This is a genomic window from Vibrio sp. HENC-03, assembly GCF_000305755.2.
Lineage (GTDB): Bacteria > Pseudomonadota > Gammaproteobacteria > Enterobacterales > Vibrionaceae > Vibrio > Vibrio owensii.
The window spans coordinates 129,082-143,726 of the sequence record NZ_JH976064.1 but is presented as its reverse complement, the minus strand read 5'-3'; the positions used below and the strand labels follow the sequence as shown (position 1 = coordinate 143,726).

The 14,645-nt window shown below is 44.8% G+C and carries 16 protein-coding genes; 10 read left to right on the top strand and 6 right to left on the bottom strand.

From position 1 onward, the window contains the following. Window positions 1-4 precede the first annotated feature (4 nt). A complete protein-coding gene (locus VCHENC03_RS22505; RefSeq protein ID WP_020196348.1) occupies window positions 5-445 on the top strand; it encodes a YtoQ family protein in 441 nt (146 codons plus the stop codon). A gap of 90 nt (window positions 446-535) precedes the next feature. On the opposite strand, the gene VCHENC03_RS22510 is transcribed toward VCHENC03_RS22505, so the two are convergent. Next, window positions 536-1,426 carry a helix-turn-helix domain-containing protein gene (locus tag VCHENC03_RS22510; protein WP_009704542.1) on the bottom strand — a complete coding sequence of 297 codons (891 nt, stop codon included), beginning with the start codon at window positions 1,424-1,426 and terminating at the stop codon, window positions 536-538. Between the two features lie 166 nt (window positions 1,427-1,592). Between VCHENC03_RS22510 and VCHENC03_RS22515 the strand changes: the two genes are divergently transcribed. Further along, window positions 1,593-2,558, top strand: a complete 966-nt coding sequence (locus tag VCHENC03_RS22515; RefSeq protein WP_009704541.1) for a phytanoyl-CoA dioxygenase family protein — start codon at window positions 1,593-1,595, stop codon at window positions 2,556-2,558. A 114-nt stretch (window positions 2,559-2,672) separates the two neighbouring features. On the opposite strand, the gene VCHENC03_RS22520 is transcribed toward VCHENC03_RS22515, so the two are convergent. Further along, the gene (locus VCHENC03_RS22520) at window positions 2,673-3,659 is read right to left on the bottom strand and encodes a zinc-dependent alcohol dehydrogenase family protein (protein WP_009704540.1); all 987 of its coding nucleotides are present in this window, start codon (window positions 3,657-3,659) and stop codon (window positions 2,673-2,675) included. Window positions 3,660-3,985: 326 nt separating this feature from the next. Between VCHENC03_RS22520 and VCHENC03_RS22525 the strand changes: the two genes are divergently transcribed. The 3 genes from VCHENC03_RS22525 (at window position 3,986) to VCHENC03_RS22535 (ending at window position 6,712) form a co-directional block, all read left to right on the top strand. Beyond that, entirely contained in the window at window positions 3,986-4,831 is an 846-nt protein-coding gene (locus tag VCHENC03_RS22525) for an enoyl-CoA hydratase/isomerase family protein (protein ID WP_009704539.1), read from the top strand. Window positions 4,832-5,036: 205 nt separating this feature from the next. Continuing rightward, window positions 5,037-5,666, top strand: coding sequence for an SGNH/GDSL hydrolase family protein (locus VCHENC03_RS22530; protein ID WP_009704538.1), 630 nt, complete (start codon window positions 5,037-5,039; stop codon window positions 5,664-5,666). Window positions 5,667-6,361: 695 nt separating this feature from the next. Continuing rightward, window positions 6,362-6,712, top strand: coding sequence for a DUF3147 family protein (locus VCHENC03_RS22535; RefSeq protein ID WP_009704536.1), 351 nt, complete (start codon window positions 6,362-6,364; stop codon window positions 6,710-6,712). Here VCHENC03_RS22535 and VCHENC03_RS22540 read toward each other — a convergent pair. After that, the gene (locus VCHENC03_RS22540; RefSeq protein ID WP_009704535.1) at window positions 6,699-7,538 is read right to left on the bottom strand and encodes an AraC family transcriptional regulator; all 840 of its coding nucleotides are present in this window, start codon (window positions 7,536-7,538) and stop codon (window positions 6,699-6,701) included. The genes VCHENC03_RS22535 and VCHENC03_RS22540 overlap by 14 nt on opposite strands. Before the next feature lie 110 nt (window positions 7,539-7,648). Here VCHENC03_RS22540 and VCHENC03_RS22545 point away from each other — a divergent pair, with 110 nt between their 5' ends. The 4 genes from VCHENC03_RS22545 (at window position 7,649) to VCHENC03_RS22555 (ending at window position 10,146) form a co-directional block, all read left to right on the top strand. After that, window positions 7,649-8,125 carry a YHS domain-containing (seleno)protein gene (locus VCHENC03_RS22545; RefSeq protein WP_009704534.1) on the top strand — a complete coding sequence of 159 codons (477 nt, stop codon included), beginning with the start codon at window positions 7,649-7,651 and terminating at the stop codon, window positions 8,123-8,125. 246 nt (window positions 8,126-8,371) lie between these two features. Beyond that, window positions 8,372-8,701 carry a YceK/YidQ family lipoprotein gene (locus VCHENC03_RS0125335; protein WP_032802221.1) on the top strand — a complete coding sequence of 110 codons (330 nt, stop codon included), beginning with the start codon at window positions 8,372-8,374 and terminating at the stop codon, window positions 8,699-8,701. Window positions 8,702-8,833: 132 nt separating this feature from the next. Continuing rightward, entirely contained in the window at window positions 8,834-9,583 is a 750-nt protein-coding gene (locus VCHENC03_RS22550; RefSeq protein ID WP_009704533.1) for an acid phosphatase, read from the top strand. 185 nt (window positions 9,584-9,768) lie between these two features. Next, window positions 9,769-10,146 (top strand): VOC family protein, encoded by a 378-nt coding sequence (locus tag VCHENC03_RS22555; protein ID WP_009704532.1) that lies wholly within the window; start codon window positions 9,769-9,771, stop codon window positions 10,144-10,146. 104 nt (window positions 10,147-10,250) lie between these two features. Here VCHENC03_RS22555 and VCHENC03_RS22560 read toward each other — a convergent pair whose 3' ends face one another. Beyond that, on the bottom strand, window positions 10,251-10,583 hold the full coding sequence (locus VCHENC03_RS22560) for a PepSY domain-containing protein (RefSeq protein ID WP_009704531.1): 333 nt from the start codon (window positions 10,581-10,583) through the stop codon (window positions 10,251-10,253). 261 nt (window positions 10,584-10,844) lie between these two features. On the opposite strand from VCHENC03_RS22560, the gene VCHENC03_RS22565 reads away from it, so the two are divergent. Continuing rightward, a complete protein-coding gene (locus tag VCHENC03_RS22565; protein WP_232310308.1) occupies window positions 10,845-12,149 on the top strand; it encodes a ferredoxin reductase family protein in 1,305 nt (434 codons plus the stop codon). A gap of 76 nt (window positions 12,150-12,225) precedes the next feature. On the opposite strand, the gene VCHENC03_RS22570 is transcribed toward VCHENC03_RS22565, so the two are convergent. Continuing rightward, the gene (locus VCHENC03_RS22570; RefSeq protein WP_009704529.1) at window positions 12,226-13,557 is read right to left on the bottom strand and encodes an MFS transporter; all 1,332 of its coding nucleotides are present in this window, start codon (window positions 13,555-13,557) and stop codon (window positions 12,226-12,228) included. Between the two features lie 114 nt (window positions 13,558-13,671). Continuing rightward, complete coding sequence (locus tag VCHENC03_RS22575; protein ID WP_009704528.1) at window positions 13,672-14,463, bottom strand: CLCA_X family protein; 792 nt, start codon at window positions 14,461-14,463, stop codon at window positions 13,672-13,674. Window positions 14,464-14,645 lie beyond the last annotated feature (182 nt).

Below are 14,645 nucleotides of genomic sequence, written 5' to 3'. Positions count from 1 at the left end.
GATTATGAAGTTAACTGTGTACCTGTCGGGTGAGATCCATACCGACTGGCGTGAGCAAATCATCAAAGGCTGTGAGGCAAAAGACCTGAATGTGTCGTTTATTTCTGCCAACACGCATCATGAATCCAGTGATGCAGCGGGCGATGGCTTGGGCCCGGAAGACAATCCTTTTTGGCGCGATCATAAATCAGCGAAAGTAAATGCGATTCGAATTCAGACCGCCATTAAGTCTTGTGACCTTGCCGTGATTCGATTTGGTGACAAATACAAGCAGTGGAATGCGGCGTTTGATGCCGGTTTCTGTGCCGCTTTAGGTAAGCCTTACATCACTTTGCATGATGAAAACATTGTCCATGCACTTAAAGAAGTTGATGCTTCTGCTCAGGCATGGGCAACGACTCCAGAACAGATCGTCGAATTAATCGCGTACACGGTAAACCCTTAATCACTCGAAGCTAACTCTATCTTGTCATGGAGTTAAGCTGACCTTTAGGGTTTTAAATGCACTTAGATACTTAAACGCATAGTCATTTGGCTATGCGTTTTTTTCTGTTTCGCAATGGGATTGTGTGAACTTCGCACGGAATGCTTTGGGCGTAAGCTGCTTGTATTTTAAGAACAATCGATTGAAGTTCGACAAGTTATTGAATCCAGATAACTCCGCAACGAGGGAAACGGGCTTGTCGGTTTGTACCAATAGCGAACAGCCTTTACCCAGTCTTACTTGAGTGATGTAGTGACTGACACTCTGTCCCATCATCTTTTTAAAAAATCGCCCTAAGGTACTTTCACTCATTCCAACCAAAGAGGCCAACTCTGTGACTGATAGCGGTTCGGTGTAGTTTGCGTGTATTACTTCAAGTAATTGACTGAGTAATCTTTGCTGGCGTTTGTCGGAGTCTTGTCGGTTAAAGGTTTGATTCACTGATATGGGTTGGTAATCAACAGTGCTGCTTAGCTCATCAAGAATACTCAGCATGATGGTGAGCTTTTGCATTGGCGTCGCAGTGTCTAACTCTTCAAAAAGAGGCAGCAATTGCTTCGCGATAGCTTGAGAGAAGTGCAGCCCTCTATGAGCTTCGAGTAGCAGGGGAGAAAAGGCTTGGCATTCAGGAAATAAACGGGAGAGTTCCTCTATCCATTGTGTGTCAAACCACAAGACATAAACCTTCTGCTCCTTATCTGCTTCTAGGCTTGTTCTTGATTGCCATGTGTGAGGGATGTTGGGCCCTAATAGCACTAAGTCGAAATCCTCATACTCAGAGATCGTATCGCCAATGTAGCGTTCGCCCTTGCTGTTCAGAGTGAGTGTCAGCTCGTACTCAGGGTGAAAATGCCATTCGAAAGGAATAGCCTCTAAGCGCCGAATCAGCAGTTGCCATGAATTGTCTTGGCTGTATTGAACCTTTTCGTATTGAGCTTTCATGAGTAATACAAACCTATCTAACACGCATATTTCTATGACGGTAAAGTACCAGTATCTGCGTTTTTTGTATCACTTTGTTGGATTAATTGTTGTCAGAATGTGACTAACCAAGCGCGCTCAACGCTTGTTAAACCAATAACAATAAGCCCTACAGGAATCAGTCACTATGAAAAACAAATACGGATTCGGCGACAACGCACCCGGAAATAACAGTGTTTCCAACATCAATTCAGCGCAACTAAAAGACATCAAAAAAACACTGCCGTTGAAAAAGTTAACCCAAGAACAGTTCGACTTTTGGCAACACAATGGTTATTTGGTGCTTCGTCAAATCATCTCACCGGAAGCGGTAAAGCGTTCTCAGGATTTCCTATGGGAGTTCCAAGAAATGGACCCAAACGATGCGAGCACTTGGTATCAAGCGCAGCGCCGTGACCATGCCATGGTTGAGCTCAACAACTCTGGCATGGTGGAGTGTTATAACAACCAAGTGTTGTGGGATAACCGTCAGAACCCAGAGGTGTACAACGCATTTGTTGATATTTGGGATCAGGAAAACTTATGGGTCACTATTGACCGCGCTAACCTTAACCCACCGAACAAATCGGGTCGTGAATTCAGTGGCTTTGTTCATTGGGATGCGGATTCCTCACTCGAACCATTGCCAGTAAACGTGCAAGGTGTGTTGGCACTGTCTGATACGGACGAAGAAACTGGTGGTTTCCAATGTGTGCCGGAGCTTTATCGTCAACTGGAAGAGTGGCGCAAAAACCAGCCTGCTGACCGCGACCCTTATGTGCCAGATCTCACTGGTTTTGAGGTGGAGTTTATTTCGATGAAAGCAGGGGACTTGTTGATCTTTAATAGCCTGCTTCCTCATGGCATTCGCCCGAACCAGTCCGATAAAGTACGTATGGCGCAATATATCTCTATGGTTCCGGCAGAAGAAGGTAACCAACCAATTCGAGATTGGCGTGTTCGCTCTTGGCAAGAACGTCTTCCACCAGAAGGTTTTGCTTTCCCGGGGGATCCACGCAATTGGGAACAGGTGAAGTATCCCCAAGCTAAGCTCACACCACTAGGTGAGAAGTTGCTAGGTCTGGTGAGTTGGAAAGAACCTGAGTCTGCCTAAACAGATAGCTTTGGCTAAAACCAAGGTAAGCTGAAAATAAAGTTAGCTAAAAACAAAAGACCTCCATCACGGAGGTCTTTTTGAATTGTGCTCTTAATGTCACTAAGACAAAACTTAGATATTCACGACGACTTTACCAATCGCTTGACCACTGGCTAGACGATCATGCGCAGCGCCGGCTTGCTCAAGGGTAAACTCGTGTTCATCGAGAACCGGTTTTAGTGCGCCAGATTCTGCAATCTTAGCTAACTCTTTTAGGATGATGGCATGTTCACGTCGACCAACATTATGGATCATCGGAATAAGCATAAATACCACGTGCAATGACAAGCCTTTCATGTGAACGGTACTTAAATCTTGCTCATGCAAAGACACGGTTGTTGCAACTTGGCCGTTGAGTTTTGCTGCATCAAACGAGTTAGTTAGGTTTGCACCACCAACTGAATCGAAGACTACATCAAAACCAGCGCCAGAGGTGTGTTTCGCAACGTAATCGGCTACTGACTCAGTACGGTAATCAATTGCGGTTGCACCAAGCTCCGTAATCAGGTCGTTCTTCACACCTGTAGAACCAGTTGCGAATACTTCAGCCCCCATGTGACGAGCAAGCTGCAGTGCAATGTGGCCAACACCACCTGCGCCACCATGAACCAGTACTTTTTGACCTTGGCGAACGCCAGCACGAATTAAACCTTCGTAAGCCGTAATGCCAACCAATGGAATTGCCGCCGCTTCACGCATAGAAAGGTTGCTTGGCTTGTGAGCGATAAGGTCTGCGTCTGCCACCATGTATTCCGCTAGCGAGCCTTGAAGATCACCAAGGCCACCCGCACAACCATAAACCTCATCACCAACCGCGTACTCGGTAACACCTTCACCAACGGCTTCAACCGTACCTGCGAAGTCCATACCCAGAATGCCCGGAAGTTGTGGGTGGAAGGGTAAACCTTCGCCCATTTCACGCAGCATCATGTCAACAGTATTAACGCTTGATGCTGCGACTTTAACTAGGACGTGGCCCGCTTTAACTTCCGGCTTTTGCACGTCTGCTGTTTCGAATACTTCTGAACTACCAAACTGACGAATTACGGCTGCTTTCATTATGATTTCCTCGGTTGTGCGTTTGTATGGATTCAGTATAGGTGCGATTTCAAAATTGATAATTGGGCTGAAAAAGAAATCAGTTTTAAGTTTTTGTTGATAATAATGCGAGTAGTAAACCGCAGGGTTACTTACTCACCAATTGAGAGTAAAGATCAGATTTGCGTGATTTGTTGCTAGCCGTTATTGAGGAAATCACCTTTTAGTTTTCGTAGATACTGTTTCATTTTATGCGTCATTGTTTGATGTTTTTTAGAGGCGTAACGTTAATTGCGTTGCTTTGAAAAATAGCAACCTAATGATTTAATTGGAAAAAGGAAATGGATATGGCTTACGAAGGCTACAAAACGTTTACTGCAAAGCAAGAAGACGCAATTCTTTATGTCACGTTTGATTTTGGTACGGTAAACGTGCAAGGGCAGGAAATGTTGGCGGATTTGAATGGGTTAGCACTGCGATTAGAACGTGATCGTAGTGTAAAAGTGGTTGTATTCCAATCAGCCAACCCGGAGATTTGGGTTTGTCATTACGATACCGAATTGCTTAAAGAGATGTCGACAGAGGCCGTTTCTCGCGAAGAAGCGAAGTTACTCGATCTTCAAGCGGTTCTCGAAAGAATCAGCAAGCTACCGCAAGCCACAATTGCGAAGCTAGAAGGCTTTGCCCGTGGTGGCGGTCATGAATTTGCATTGGCCTGTGATATGCGTTTTGCCGCTCGCGGAAAATACAAGTTCATGCAGATGGAAGTGGGTATGGGCATCTTGCCTTGTGGCGGTGGTGCATCTCGTATGGCGCGTCAGGTGGGATTAGGTCGTGCCCTAGAGATCATCTTGAGCGCCCGTGACTTCGATGCGGATGAAGCAGAAGCGTACGGCACCATCAACAAAGCGTTAGAACCCGATGAAGTTGGCCCTTATGTTGATGCATTAGCACAGCGAATTTCTAAGTTCCCGGCTGAATCTATCAATGCATGTAAACAGATGGTGTACGAGTCAATCGATAAGCCAATTGATGAAGCATTGAAAGCCGAAGCATACTGGCTATACCAAGCAACGAGCAAAACGCCTGCAGTTAAGCGTTTCCAAATTGCCGATGATCAAGGCTTAGAGCATGACATCGAGAACCAACGCAATTGGGAAGACTTGGTGATGAAGGTACAAGACATCAACTAAGCTGCTGCGTTAGTTTCTTATTAAGTACTAGAAAGGCGAGCCAAGTGGTTCGCCTTTTTGTGTTCAGCTGCTGGTGCGTTTATCGTTCTTAAATTCGCAAGCCAATTGAGCTTGTTTATGGGCATGATCTTTCGAATTAAATCACAGACTCGATCAACGTTTTTGATAGACTGCAAAGCAATAGTTTTAGTGAGGAATACGTTTAATGCCGACCATACTTTGTTTTGGCGATTCAAATACCTGGGGCGCAGTACCGAATGAAGACCGCCGTTACGGTCCAAACGAGCGATGGCCATCCTTGCTACGAATGTCTCTACCGGATGGTTATGAGGTCATAGAGGAAGGGCAACCGGGGCGAACCACTGTGCATGATGATCCTTTTGAAGGTGAGAAAAACGGGCTTCGCTATTTACGCCCTTGCTTGGAATCTCATCTGCCTGACTTGGTCATCATTATGCTTGGCACGAATGACATGAAAAACTGCTTGGGTTTGTCAGCTTTCGATATCTCGCGTGGAGCAGCTCGCTTAGCACAAGAGGTTCTTAACTTTGATAACTGGGCAAAGCGAGAAGCGCCGCAAGTTCTATTAGTCGCGCCGCCACCCGTGCATGAGATTGGTTTCTTCGGCAGTATGTTTATCGGCGGGGCGGAAAAGTCCAAAGAGTTTGGCTTTCATTATCGAAACCGAGCGGAAGAGCTGGGATGTGCATTTTTTGATGCCGGAACCGTAGTGGAATCTTGTCCGAACGAAGGAATTCATTGGCAGCAAGACCAGCATGAGAAATTGGCGAAAGCACTGCAACCTATGGTGTTAGCGGCTTTTCAAAAATCATAGACGTTAAGAGATTACAGAACAAACAGGCTTTTCGTCTAAGGAAAAGCCTGTATTGAAAGGGTTGAGAAGCAGGGCGAGTATGCGCTGTGCCCTTGAGGCGATTACGTATCTGGTTGGAGCGTTCGCAATGCTTAAAGTGCTTACTCCGAGGCAAAACCGCTGTCTGGGCTCTCGTGTGCTGGGATTCTATGTATCCTTGCGGGACTGCCTTTTACGTGCGCCCACATCCGCAACATCGGACGCTTTGCAACAACCTCCGCCTTTGATCGGCCTACGTGAAAACATCACACCAATTGCGAGCATCGCAATACAACTTAGAAAAATAAGAACGGTAAGAACTAAAGTCATAACACCACCTCCTATAAATCGCTGTATTGTCATCTTTCTCCAATTTTATAAACAAAGCAATGGTCGTTTTGTAACCACTTATTATTTTTATCAATAGTCAGACCTTTGCTGTATCTTAGCAGTTTACTCTTTCAGTTCTGGAACAACGTTTTACAAAGCCTTTATCTGACGACCGACCACGATGGCCTTTATGAAAAATTTGGTTGGGATAGAATAGAAGACGCTTACGATCCGTCTGGTTATGTGACCAAGGTGTACCGTAAGTCTTTAGAAAACATCTAGAATCAACTGGAGTAGGTTTCTAGATTATCGATTAGTTAGTGTCCGAAGTAAGCAAGGAAGCGAAAATGCTATGGATTGTGACAAAGTACTTAACCACCGCCGCGATTGTGGTTCTCATTTCTGAAGTCGCGAAGCGAAGTGATAGGTTAGGTGCGCTCGTGGCTGCATTGCCAACCGTGACCATATTGGCGTTGGTATGGATGTATGTCGAAGGGCAAGGCACAGAGAAGTTGTCTAACCACGCGTTTTATACCTTTTGGTTTGTTGTACCAACACTGCCAATGTTTCTTCTTTTCCCTTATCTACTGAGCAAGTATTCCTTTTGGATTACCTTGCTGATTAGTTGTGTTGTATCCGTAATTTGTTTTGCGATAACGAATTTGATCGCGAAACAATTTGGTATCAACTTGCTTTAAGCTCGTCTTCCTTTTGGCTCTGTATCCATTGGCGAGGTGACATACCAGATACATTTTGGAAAGCACGAGAAAAGCCCGAGTAGCTGTTGTATCCCACTTCGTCAGACACCCAGTTGAGCGGTTTATTTTGCAGTAATAAAGACTGGGCGACGGATACACGCCATTTTTGTACATAATCTCCAGGAGTCTCCCCAACGATTTGTTTGAACGTCTCAATAAACTGAGTGCGAGACATGGCCGCCAATGATGCCAATTCATTTAGATGAAAATGACGGGCAGGGAGCTGATGAATAGCCGTCATAACGGGAGCTAAACGAGGGTGGGCGAGCGCAGCAAACAAGCCGTGTTCAATTTGCTTTTCCTCAATAAGATAACGAAAGATCAACGCCATTAAGGTATCGCTCAGCTTATCCAATAAAAACTCTTGTCCGATGCCATTTCCTCTTGCTTCCGAAGACAGCATATCCAAGACCGGTGTTAGGTTCGGCGCGGCGTTAAAAGGGATAACGATGACATCCGGCAAGACAGACAATAGAGGGTTGATCTGCCCACCTCGATAATCCACATTGGCGCAAACCAATTCTGTTTCTTCGTTTCCTTCAATTCTATGCGGCGTATTGTTTGGTAGATAAATGATGCAAGGCTCTGTAAGCTTTTGAGCCTTCTCATTTGCGCTTGTCAGTATCAATTCGCCAGCATTCAAAACATGCAAATGGCCTCGGTTATGGTGCTCTGCTTGGAACGAGGAGATGCCACACAAGTGTCCAGAATAGAAAACGCCTGTGCGTATTGAGAAGTGCTTCATCAGCTGTGACAACAAATCCATGTTACCTCCGAACGATTCGCGTACTTTTTTGGTCTTTTGTCCCTTTATAGACCGGAAGAGTTGGCTAATTTATTCACACAAGGCAAACAAACACAGACAAGGAGCTTACTATGTCACGCATTAAATCAACTGGTCGAAAACTCACTTTAATGACCGCTTTACTCGGAACCAGTTTTTCACTGATGGCTGCGGATGTAGGCATGAGCGTTGATGCAAATGATCTCGCTATCAAGGGTTACGACCCGGTGGCTTACTTCACGGATAATGGCCCGACTCAAGGAAAGGCCGAATATTCAGCGACGTACAACAATGCGATTTATCACTTTGTGAATACTGCAAACCGAGACCAGTTTAAAGCTGATCCTCAAGCGTATGCGCCGCAATACGGTGGTTACTGTGCATTTGGTGTTGCTATGGGCAAGAAGTTTGAAACTGACCCAGAGGCTTGGAAGATTGAAGGTGGCAAACTGTACTTAAACTTGGATAAATCGGTACAGAAGCGCTGGCTAGAAGATACGCAAGGCTTTATTCAAGATGCCAACACCAACTGGACAACGATTAAAGTTGTTGATGCAGATAAGCTGTAACGGACGTAGTTTTTTTCCTTTCCTCACATATTCAAGGCGAGCCAATTGGTTCGCCTTTGTGTATTGGCTCGAGGGAGCGGACGTTTATAAGTTGTTATTTACCCAAGGTAGAAGCGATACATTTGTCACGAAAATTGATTTATTCCCAATCGAATTAGTTAGATAGGTTGTTTTATAAATGCAGGTAGGATTATTGTTGTCGAATAATAATTTATGTCAATGACAATCAGTTGGAACCTATCAGACATGAAAAACAATCTTTTCAAAAAACTTCAAGTACTCACCGTTATTGCAATGGCTTCTTTGATGGTGGGATGTTCATCTATGGATGCACATGCGAGAGGGGGTTACGGTAAACCATTTTCCGGTACAGCGTTGTCCGTTGCGCGTCAGCCATGCTTCTTGGATGGTTCAGCTGTGTCTTACGCTTTATATCCTATTTCTTTTGTTGATATGCCTTTGTCATTGGTTACTGATGTTGTATTCCTGCCTGCTGATTTAATCATGTTATTTACTCCAACTACCAGTTACGGGAGTGTTTTGTCACAAGGTTGCCCAAGTGGAAGTATGATTTAGTTGCTTTGCTTCATTCCATTATTAACTTTTAGGAATAATCGTTATAACTTCCAGCACTAAAGGGGTGCGGATAATATTGGATTCAGTTGTTAAGAATATTCCTACAAACCTTTAATTCTGGAGGGAAAGCAAATGAAGAAAGCTCTAATTTGCGTAGCGCTAACTTTACCTGCATTTCACGTGTTCTCTGCGCCAACAGACATCAATTCGCTTGAACGTATCGACTATGGAAACTATCAGTTTTATCAACCATACATTGAAACGGTACACACGGTAGATTTGATTGCACCGCCACCAACAGAAGGCAGCAAACAAGATATCGAAGATAAGCGCGTGGGTGCTATCGACTTTTCAGTTGATGACCCAGCGAGAATGGCTCAAGCGACACAAGACGCGCGTATTACTCCAGAATACTTTGCCAAGATTTATGGTGATGTATTGGGCGTGAAGATTACTAAGGAAGACACTCCAGCAATGTATACCGTCTTAGGACGCAGCATTGCTTCTTTTGGTCTTGCGACATCTGACTCTAAAAAGCACTACAACAAAGCGCGTCCATTTGCGGTAAACGGCTTACCTTCTTGTACACCTTATGCCGAAGACTACCTATCTAAAGACGGATCGTACCCTTCTGGTCATACTGCATCAGGCTACGGGGTTTCACTCGTTGCCGCAGCAATTGCGCCGAACAATGCAAAAGCGCTGACAGAGCGGGGGGCGGATTATGGTTACAGCCGCGTCGTTTGTAACGCACACTGGATGAGTGATGTAGAAGCAGGGCAAAAAGTGGCGCACATCGTGTTTGATAAGCTCAAGGCAGATACACAATTTGCTGAGGACTTACAAGCTGCGCAACAAGAGTACATCGCGCTAACCCAATAACGACAAATCGATACAGATACAGGCGGCCACAGTGCCGCCTTTTTCATTTTTAGCTCTTGCTATATAGACTTCTAATCACGGCTGAAATCACTCCTTGACCTTAAGCTAGCTTGAGGTTTTATCCTCGTAACCTCAAACAACAACCCACCAAAATCGGTAAGAAACCAATCGGAAAAGGAACTTCTATGAATCTAAATCAAGTACTGTTAACCGTTAAAGACATCAAGTCATCTATCGAGTTTTATCAACAGCTAGGGTTCAATTTGATTGTTGAAACAGAAAATTATGCGCGCTTTGAGTGCCTTGACGGAGATGCCACTTTTTCACTTTATCTCGGTGATTCAGAATCAAAAAGCAACAGCGTGATCTATTTTGAACACGAAGATCTTGATGCGTTAGTCGATACTTTAAAGAGGAAAGGCATCGAGTTTGTTCAAGAACCTACAGACAAAGACTATCTGTGGAGGGAAGCAATGCTTAACGACCCATCAGGTAATGAGCTAAAGCTGTATTGGGCTGGAGAGAACCGAAAGAATCCGCCTTGGCGAGTTGCTAACAATTAAGCTCTCTAAGCAAAGTAGCAGAGGTGAGCGAGCAGAGCATGCTCACCTTAAATAGGGCTAATGTTGTTGATTGGCTCTTACCAATTCACATGTCTGCTCGACAACTACTTATCTACATCACCGATAACGCCTTCATGAGACAGGTCGCCAGATAACTCTGCTTGGATCTCTGTAAGGCTTTCTTCTTCAGCCGCGACGACTTTTCCTGTTAGAGCATCAATCTCAACTTCATAAGCTTTGTCACCTTTCTTAACGAAGACATCCCATTGCGTATCTGGTTCGTCATGGCGAATGCCAAGCACTTCAATATCTAAAGCGCCGAGTGCGGATTTAATGGCTTCTTCTTGGCTAATGATTTTCGCGTCGGACGCAGCATAACTTGGAAGGCTCAATACACCAAATACTGTCAAGGCCGAACATAAGATTAACTTTTTCATTGGTTTCTCCTTAAGCTCTCATTTCACCAGAGAGAATTCTTTCGTTGGCGTCTCCATAGTGTAGGCGGTGACGTAAAAGAAATGTGAATGTGCCCTTTGAAAGGCATTCGTTCTAAAAGCACACATTTTTGTCGCGTCGGGGACTGGCGTAAAAAAGGGGGATCGATTCAGGAAGTACGGGACGCTTGAGCTCTACAAGTTTTTCACATTTCTATTGGTAGTTTGGCGACAGTTAAAACCATGATGGACTGAAGTCGTCGTATGAACAGAAATTTGATGCTCAACTTTGGCATTGTATTCGTTGCTTTACTAATCCCTTACTCGGTGCTGCAAATAGGCACGCCAACACTAGAGTGGCCAATGTTTTGGCAGGTACGCACTTATTTGGTCAATTACAGTGGCATCGTATCAATGATCTTGATGTCGTTGTGCGTGATTCTGTCTGTGAAGCATTGGCCATTGGAACGCTGGTTAGGCGGATTAGATAAGCAATACCGTCTGCACAAATACTTAGGGATCTCGGCAGTCTTTTCAGCTCTGTTTCACTGGGGGGCATTTCTAAGCGATGATTTCGCGATGGATTTTGGCTACATCGAGCCAAAGAATGAAACCTTTCCGTTTTGGAAGTTGATTGATGCATTGGGTGATCAGGCGCAGTTGATTGGCGAATATGGTTTCTATCTGTCCGCGGCTTTTGTTTTGATTGCGTGGATTAAGAAGTTCAAACACAACGTCTTTCAGCTCACTCATAAAGTCTTTCCATATCTTTACCTGCTTTTAGTGCTGCACATGGTAATGTTCTTTGATGCAAGCTTATGGTTAATCGTTACCGGAGCTATCCTTCTCTTGGTCAGCGGGTTAGCAACGGTAGGGTGTTTGATTACCATTTTAGATTTGAATGGTAAGAAGAAACGTTATCCCGCCAAGGTTAGTAGTATTAAATCAATCAAAGACGGAATTGAAGTAGTCCTGAAAGTGGAAGCTCATCAATTTACGTATCAGCCGGGTCAGTTTGCATTTATCGGATTTGACGATAAAGAACGACCTCATCCATTCAGTTTGGCGTCAGCTCATAACGAAAACGGCCAAGTGCGATTACTAATCAAAGCTAATGGTGATTACACGCGTTCATTAATGGAAACGCTTAAAGTTGGACAATCGGCTCAGATAGAAGGCCCATACGGTTGTTTCAATTTCCAAGATGATACAGAGCAACAAATTTGGTTTGCAGCAGGTATCGGCATCGCACCATTTTTAACCGCAATTGAGGCGGTAGGGACTGCAAAGTCGGTAACGCTTTTCTACAGCTATCGAGAAGAGGACAAGGTGCTTCTGGATGAATTACAGCGCAGAGCACAGGGATCGGGCGTTAAGCTATACATGAGAAACACAAGTGAAGAAGGGCGTTTCACCAACACGGAGATCATTGGCCGCATAACAAATGTGGAGCACAGCAGTGTGTGGTTCTGTGGTCCTTCCGAACTGGGTAAGAAGCTTGAGAAAGCATTCACCAATATCGGTCTACCAGCCAAGTCATTCCATCGAGAGTTGTTTGAGTTTAGATAGATACAACGGAAATCCGCGCTAATAACCAATAAGGCGAACCAAATGGCTCGCCTTATTTCGTTTCTGACAGAAGGGTTTAGAAGATCGCCTGTTTTTTATCTTTGATATAGAAATAGACGCTGATAGCGATGAACAAGAACGTGAAATAGTAGAAGAACGAAGACAGCGATGCGATAAAGTCGATGTGTTGTTCTATCTGCGCTTCGGTATAGTTTTGTGAGAGCAGTTTGTAGTAGTAAGCATAGAGTATACCGATTAAGCCGTAGCCCAAGTTGAACATCAAACCTTTGAAGCTTAATACTGTCGCTCGGTTATGAGATTCTGTTTTCTTGTTCAAGTGGTAGCTGATGAAAATGTTCATCGTCATGATAATAAAGATCAGAATCAGCGCAGGAATCACCCCGTATATTGACCAGCCTAAGCTTATCCAATAGTAGGTCGCCATCGTTGCGATGCCCATGACTAAAATGAACGTCTTCGGTGCCATACTCTCTGCCAAACGGCGGCTTTGGCCAGCTAAGACAATCTGCAAAAGGCTAATGCCAGCGCCGATTAAACCAAAGTAGATAATTGGAATATCAATCGCACGGTAGTACTGACTGTTCATGGTCAAAAACATTCGTGAAGTGTGCTCGAACAAACTGTAGTAGAGCAGAATGAACAGCACATAAGGCGTAGACAATACCCACTTGGCGGTGTTGAGTGTGAGCTTCATGCTGGCCATGGTAGAAGCTAACTTGCTTTCACTACTTGGTATGACCTTTTTCTCTTCTCTCATGCTGAATGCGGCGTAGATGGCGATCAACGCAACAAACAAAGTCGCGTAAACAGGGATGCGCATGATGTCTTGTGTGGTTTCTGGCTTGTCGAATCCAAGGAACTGATACACGTTGGCCATAAAGTTCACGTCGTACATGGCAGCGCCTACGAGTGTGACCACAATACCCACGCTAGAGGCAATACGAAGTTGAATCTGCAACACTCTCGGCCACAGTTCTTCCTTCCCTTGTTCTTTCAATGTGTCGTAAGCCAATGCCTCATCAGCGCCACTTGCTAACGCCATCGCTAAGCCGCTCAGCACTCGGTTAATCAAAAATACAACGAAAACAAAAGTGGGATTTCCAGTAGGGACAAAGGCGATCATTGCGATTTCGATGAACATGACGATGGACGACAGCACCACCAGTCGTTTTCGCCCCAAGGTGTCGGCAAAAGCGCCGGAAGGGACTTCCGCAAGTACAATAGTCGCTGCCCAAACAACATTGAGCATGGCGAATTGAGACAGCGTTAATCCGTAATCCAAATAGAGCAGGGTAAATACGGGGTAATAGAAGCGCGCAAAGTAACTGCTTCGGAACATGAGGAAGCAGCGAACGTTACGGATTTTGAGGATTTCTTTCAGCGTCATGAAACATTCAGCAATATGAATAACATAACGTTATGTATAAACCTTTTTTAGATTGATGGGAAAGGTTTGTGCTTTGAAATCGCGAGATTTTTCTGAATAGTCGCTATTCCTTAGTTAACGACTCAACGCGTCACCCAGTGGACGAAAGTACGCTTGAAGCGCTTCATATATCGCGTTTCTGTGTGCGATATCTGGGTAGAGAGGAAGGGTATCCGCCTTTGTGGTGCCAGAAACTAGGTATGCGTTTTCTATACCAGAACAAGACTCCACAACGGCTTCAAATGCTCGTGCCATCATCTCGGTGGGTTGTGAAAAATAGCTTGAACCCATCGCTTGGTCTGCTTTTACACTTCGGGATACATAGTCATGTCGATCTTGGCCGTCTGGCGTGAGCAATGTGGCGTCAAAAATCTTCAGTAATCGCTCGTTAAGTGGGTGCGGGAAATGATCGGCATTTTTCAGCCAGCAATCACTCGCAAATAAGATTTGGCGCTGCGGCCCCGAACGATCCCCAATGTCGAAAGCTTTCTCGGCAATGTAATGATCGAACGCATGCCAAAACTCATGAGCAAGCGCACCTGCACCGGCATTCTTTGCCAAGGCTAATTCACGTTGATTTGGTGCGTAATGTGCTTGAACCCCTTTGCGGCCACCAGTACCAAAAGCAAGGCTCAAATTACCACGAAGTCCAATCGCCGAAGGCGGTAGCGCAAGGATGTACGCTAAGTCTGCGAGAGAATCGAATATTAAGTTTGCCGCGAGATCTTTTTCTTCTTTGTTCACCCACTTACCAATACGAATTCCGCCGATGCCAAATGTCTCTTTGATGTCGACAAACGACACTTGGTCGCCATGGCGATAATCAGGGCCTTTACGCGTTTTGTATTTAAAACTGGTTAACTGCAAGTCATGCCTCGAAGTGGTGCTGAAGGAGTGGAAACTTATACTTAAAACATAAGACGTCAGATTATACCGCAATAGAAGGCTGAGTCGGAGATTTCGTCATATCTCGTTTTACGCAGGCTCGCGAACTTGTCCAATCCATCTACACTAAAACTAACACTCGTTTTATTCGCTATGATTTTCAA

Coding starts and splice junctions, on each gene's coding strand:
- VCHENC03_RS22545 (WP_009704534.1), top strand. CDS start 7,649: ATGTCACGCATTAAATCAACTGGTCGAAAACTCACTTTAATGACCGCT.
- VCHENC03_RS22540 (WP_009704535.1), bottom strand. CDS start 7,538: ATGGATTTGTTGTCACAGCTGATGAAGCACTTCTCAATACGCACAGGC.
- VCHENC03_RS22520 (WP_009704540.1), bottom strand. CDS start 3,659: ATGAAAGCAGCCGTAATTCGTCAGTTTGGTAGTTCAGAAGTATTCGAA.
- VCHENC03_RS22535 (WP_009704536.1), top strand. CDS start 6,362: ATGCTATGGATTGTGACAAAGTACTTAACCACCGCCGCGATTGTGGTT.
- VCHENC03_RS22525 (WP_009704539.1), top strand. CDS start 3,986: ATGGCTTACGAAGGCTACAAAACGTTTACTGCAAAGCAAGAAGACGCA.
- VCHENC03_RS0125335 (WP_032802221.1), top strand. CDS start 8,372: ATGAAAAACAATCTTTTCAAAAAACTTCAAGTACTCACCGTTATTGCA.
- VCHENC03_RS22515 (WP_009704541.1), top strand. CDS start 1,593: ATGAAAAACAAATACGGATTCGGCGACAACGCACCCGGAAATAACAGT.
- VCHENC03_RS22555 (WP_009704532.1), top strand. CDS start 9,769: ATGAATCTAAATCAAGTACTGTTAACCGTTAAAGACATCAAGTCATCT.
- VCHENC03_RS22565 (WP_232310308.1), top strand. CDS start 10,845: ATGAACAGAAATTTGATGCTCAACTTTGGCATTGTATTCGTTGCTTTA.
- VCHENC03_RS22560 (WP_009704531.1), bottom strand. CDS start 10,583: ATGAAAAAGTTAATCTTATGTTCGGCCTTGACAGTATTTGGTGTATTG.
- VCHENC03_RS22505 (WP_020196348.1), top strand. CDS start 5: ATGAAGTTAACTGTGTACCTGTCGGGTGAGATCCATACCGACTGGCGT.
- VCHENC03_RS22570 (WP_009704529.1), bottom strand. CDS start 13,557: ATGACGCTGAAAGAAATCCTCAAAATCCGTAACGTTCGCTGCTTCCTC.
- VCHENC03_RS22550 (WP_009704533.1), top strand. CDS start 8,834: ATGAAGAAAGCTCTAATTTGCGTAGCGCTAACTTTACCTGCATTTCAC.
- VCHENC03_RS22530 (WP_009704538.1), top strand. CDS start 5,037: ATGCCGACCATACTTTGTTTTGGCGATTCAAATACCTGGGGCGCAGTA.
- VCHENC03_RS22510 (WP_009704542.1), bottom strand. CDS start 1,426: ATGAAAGCTCAATACGAAAAGGTTCAATACAGCCAAGACAATTCATGG.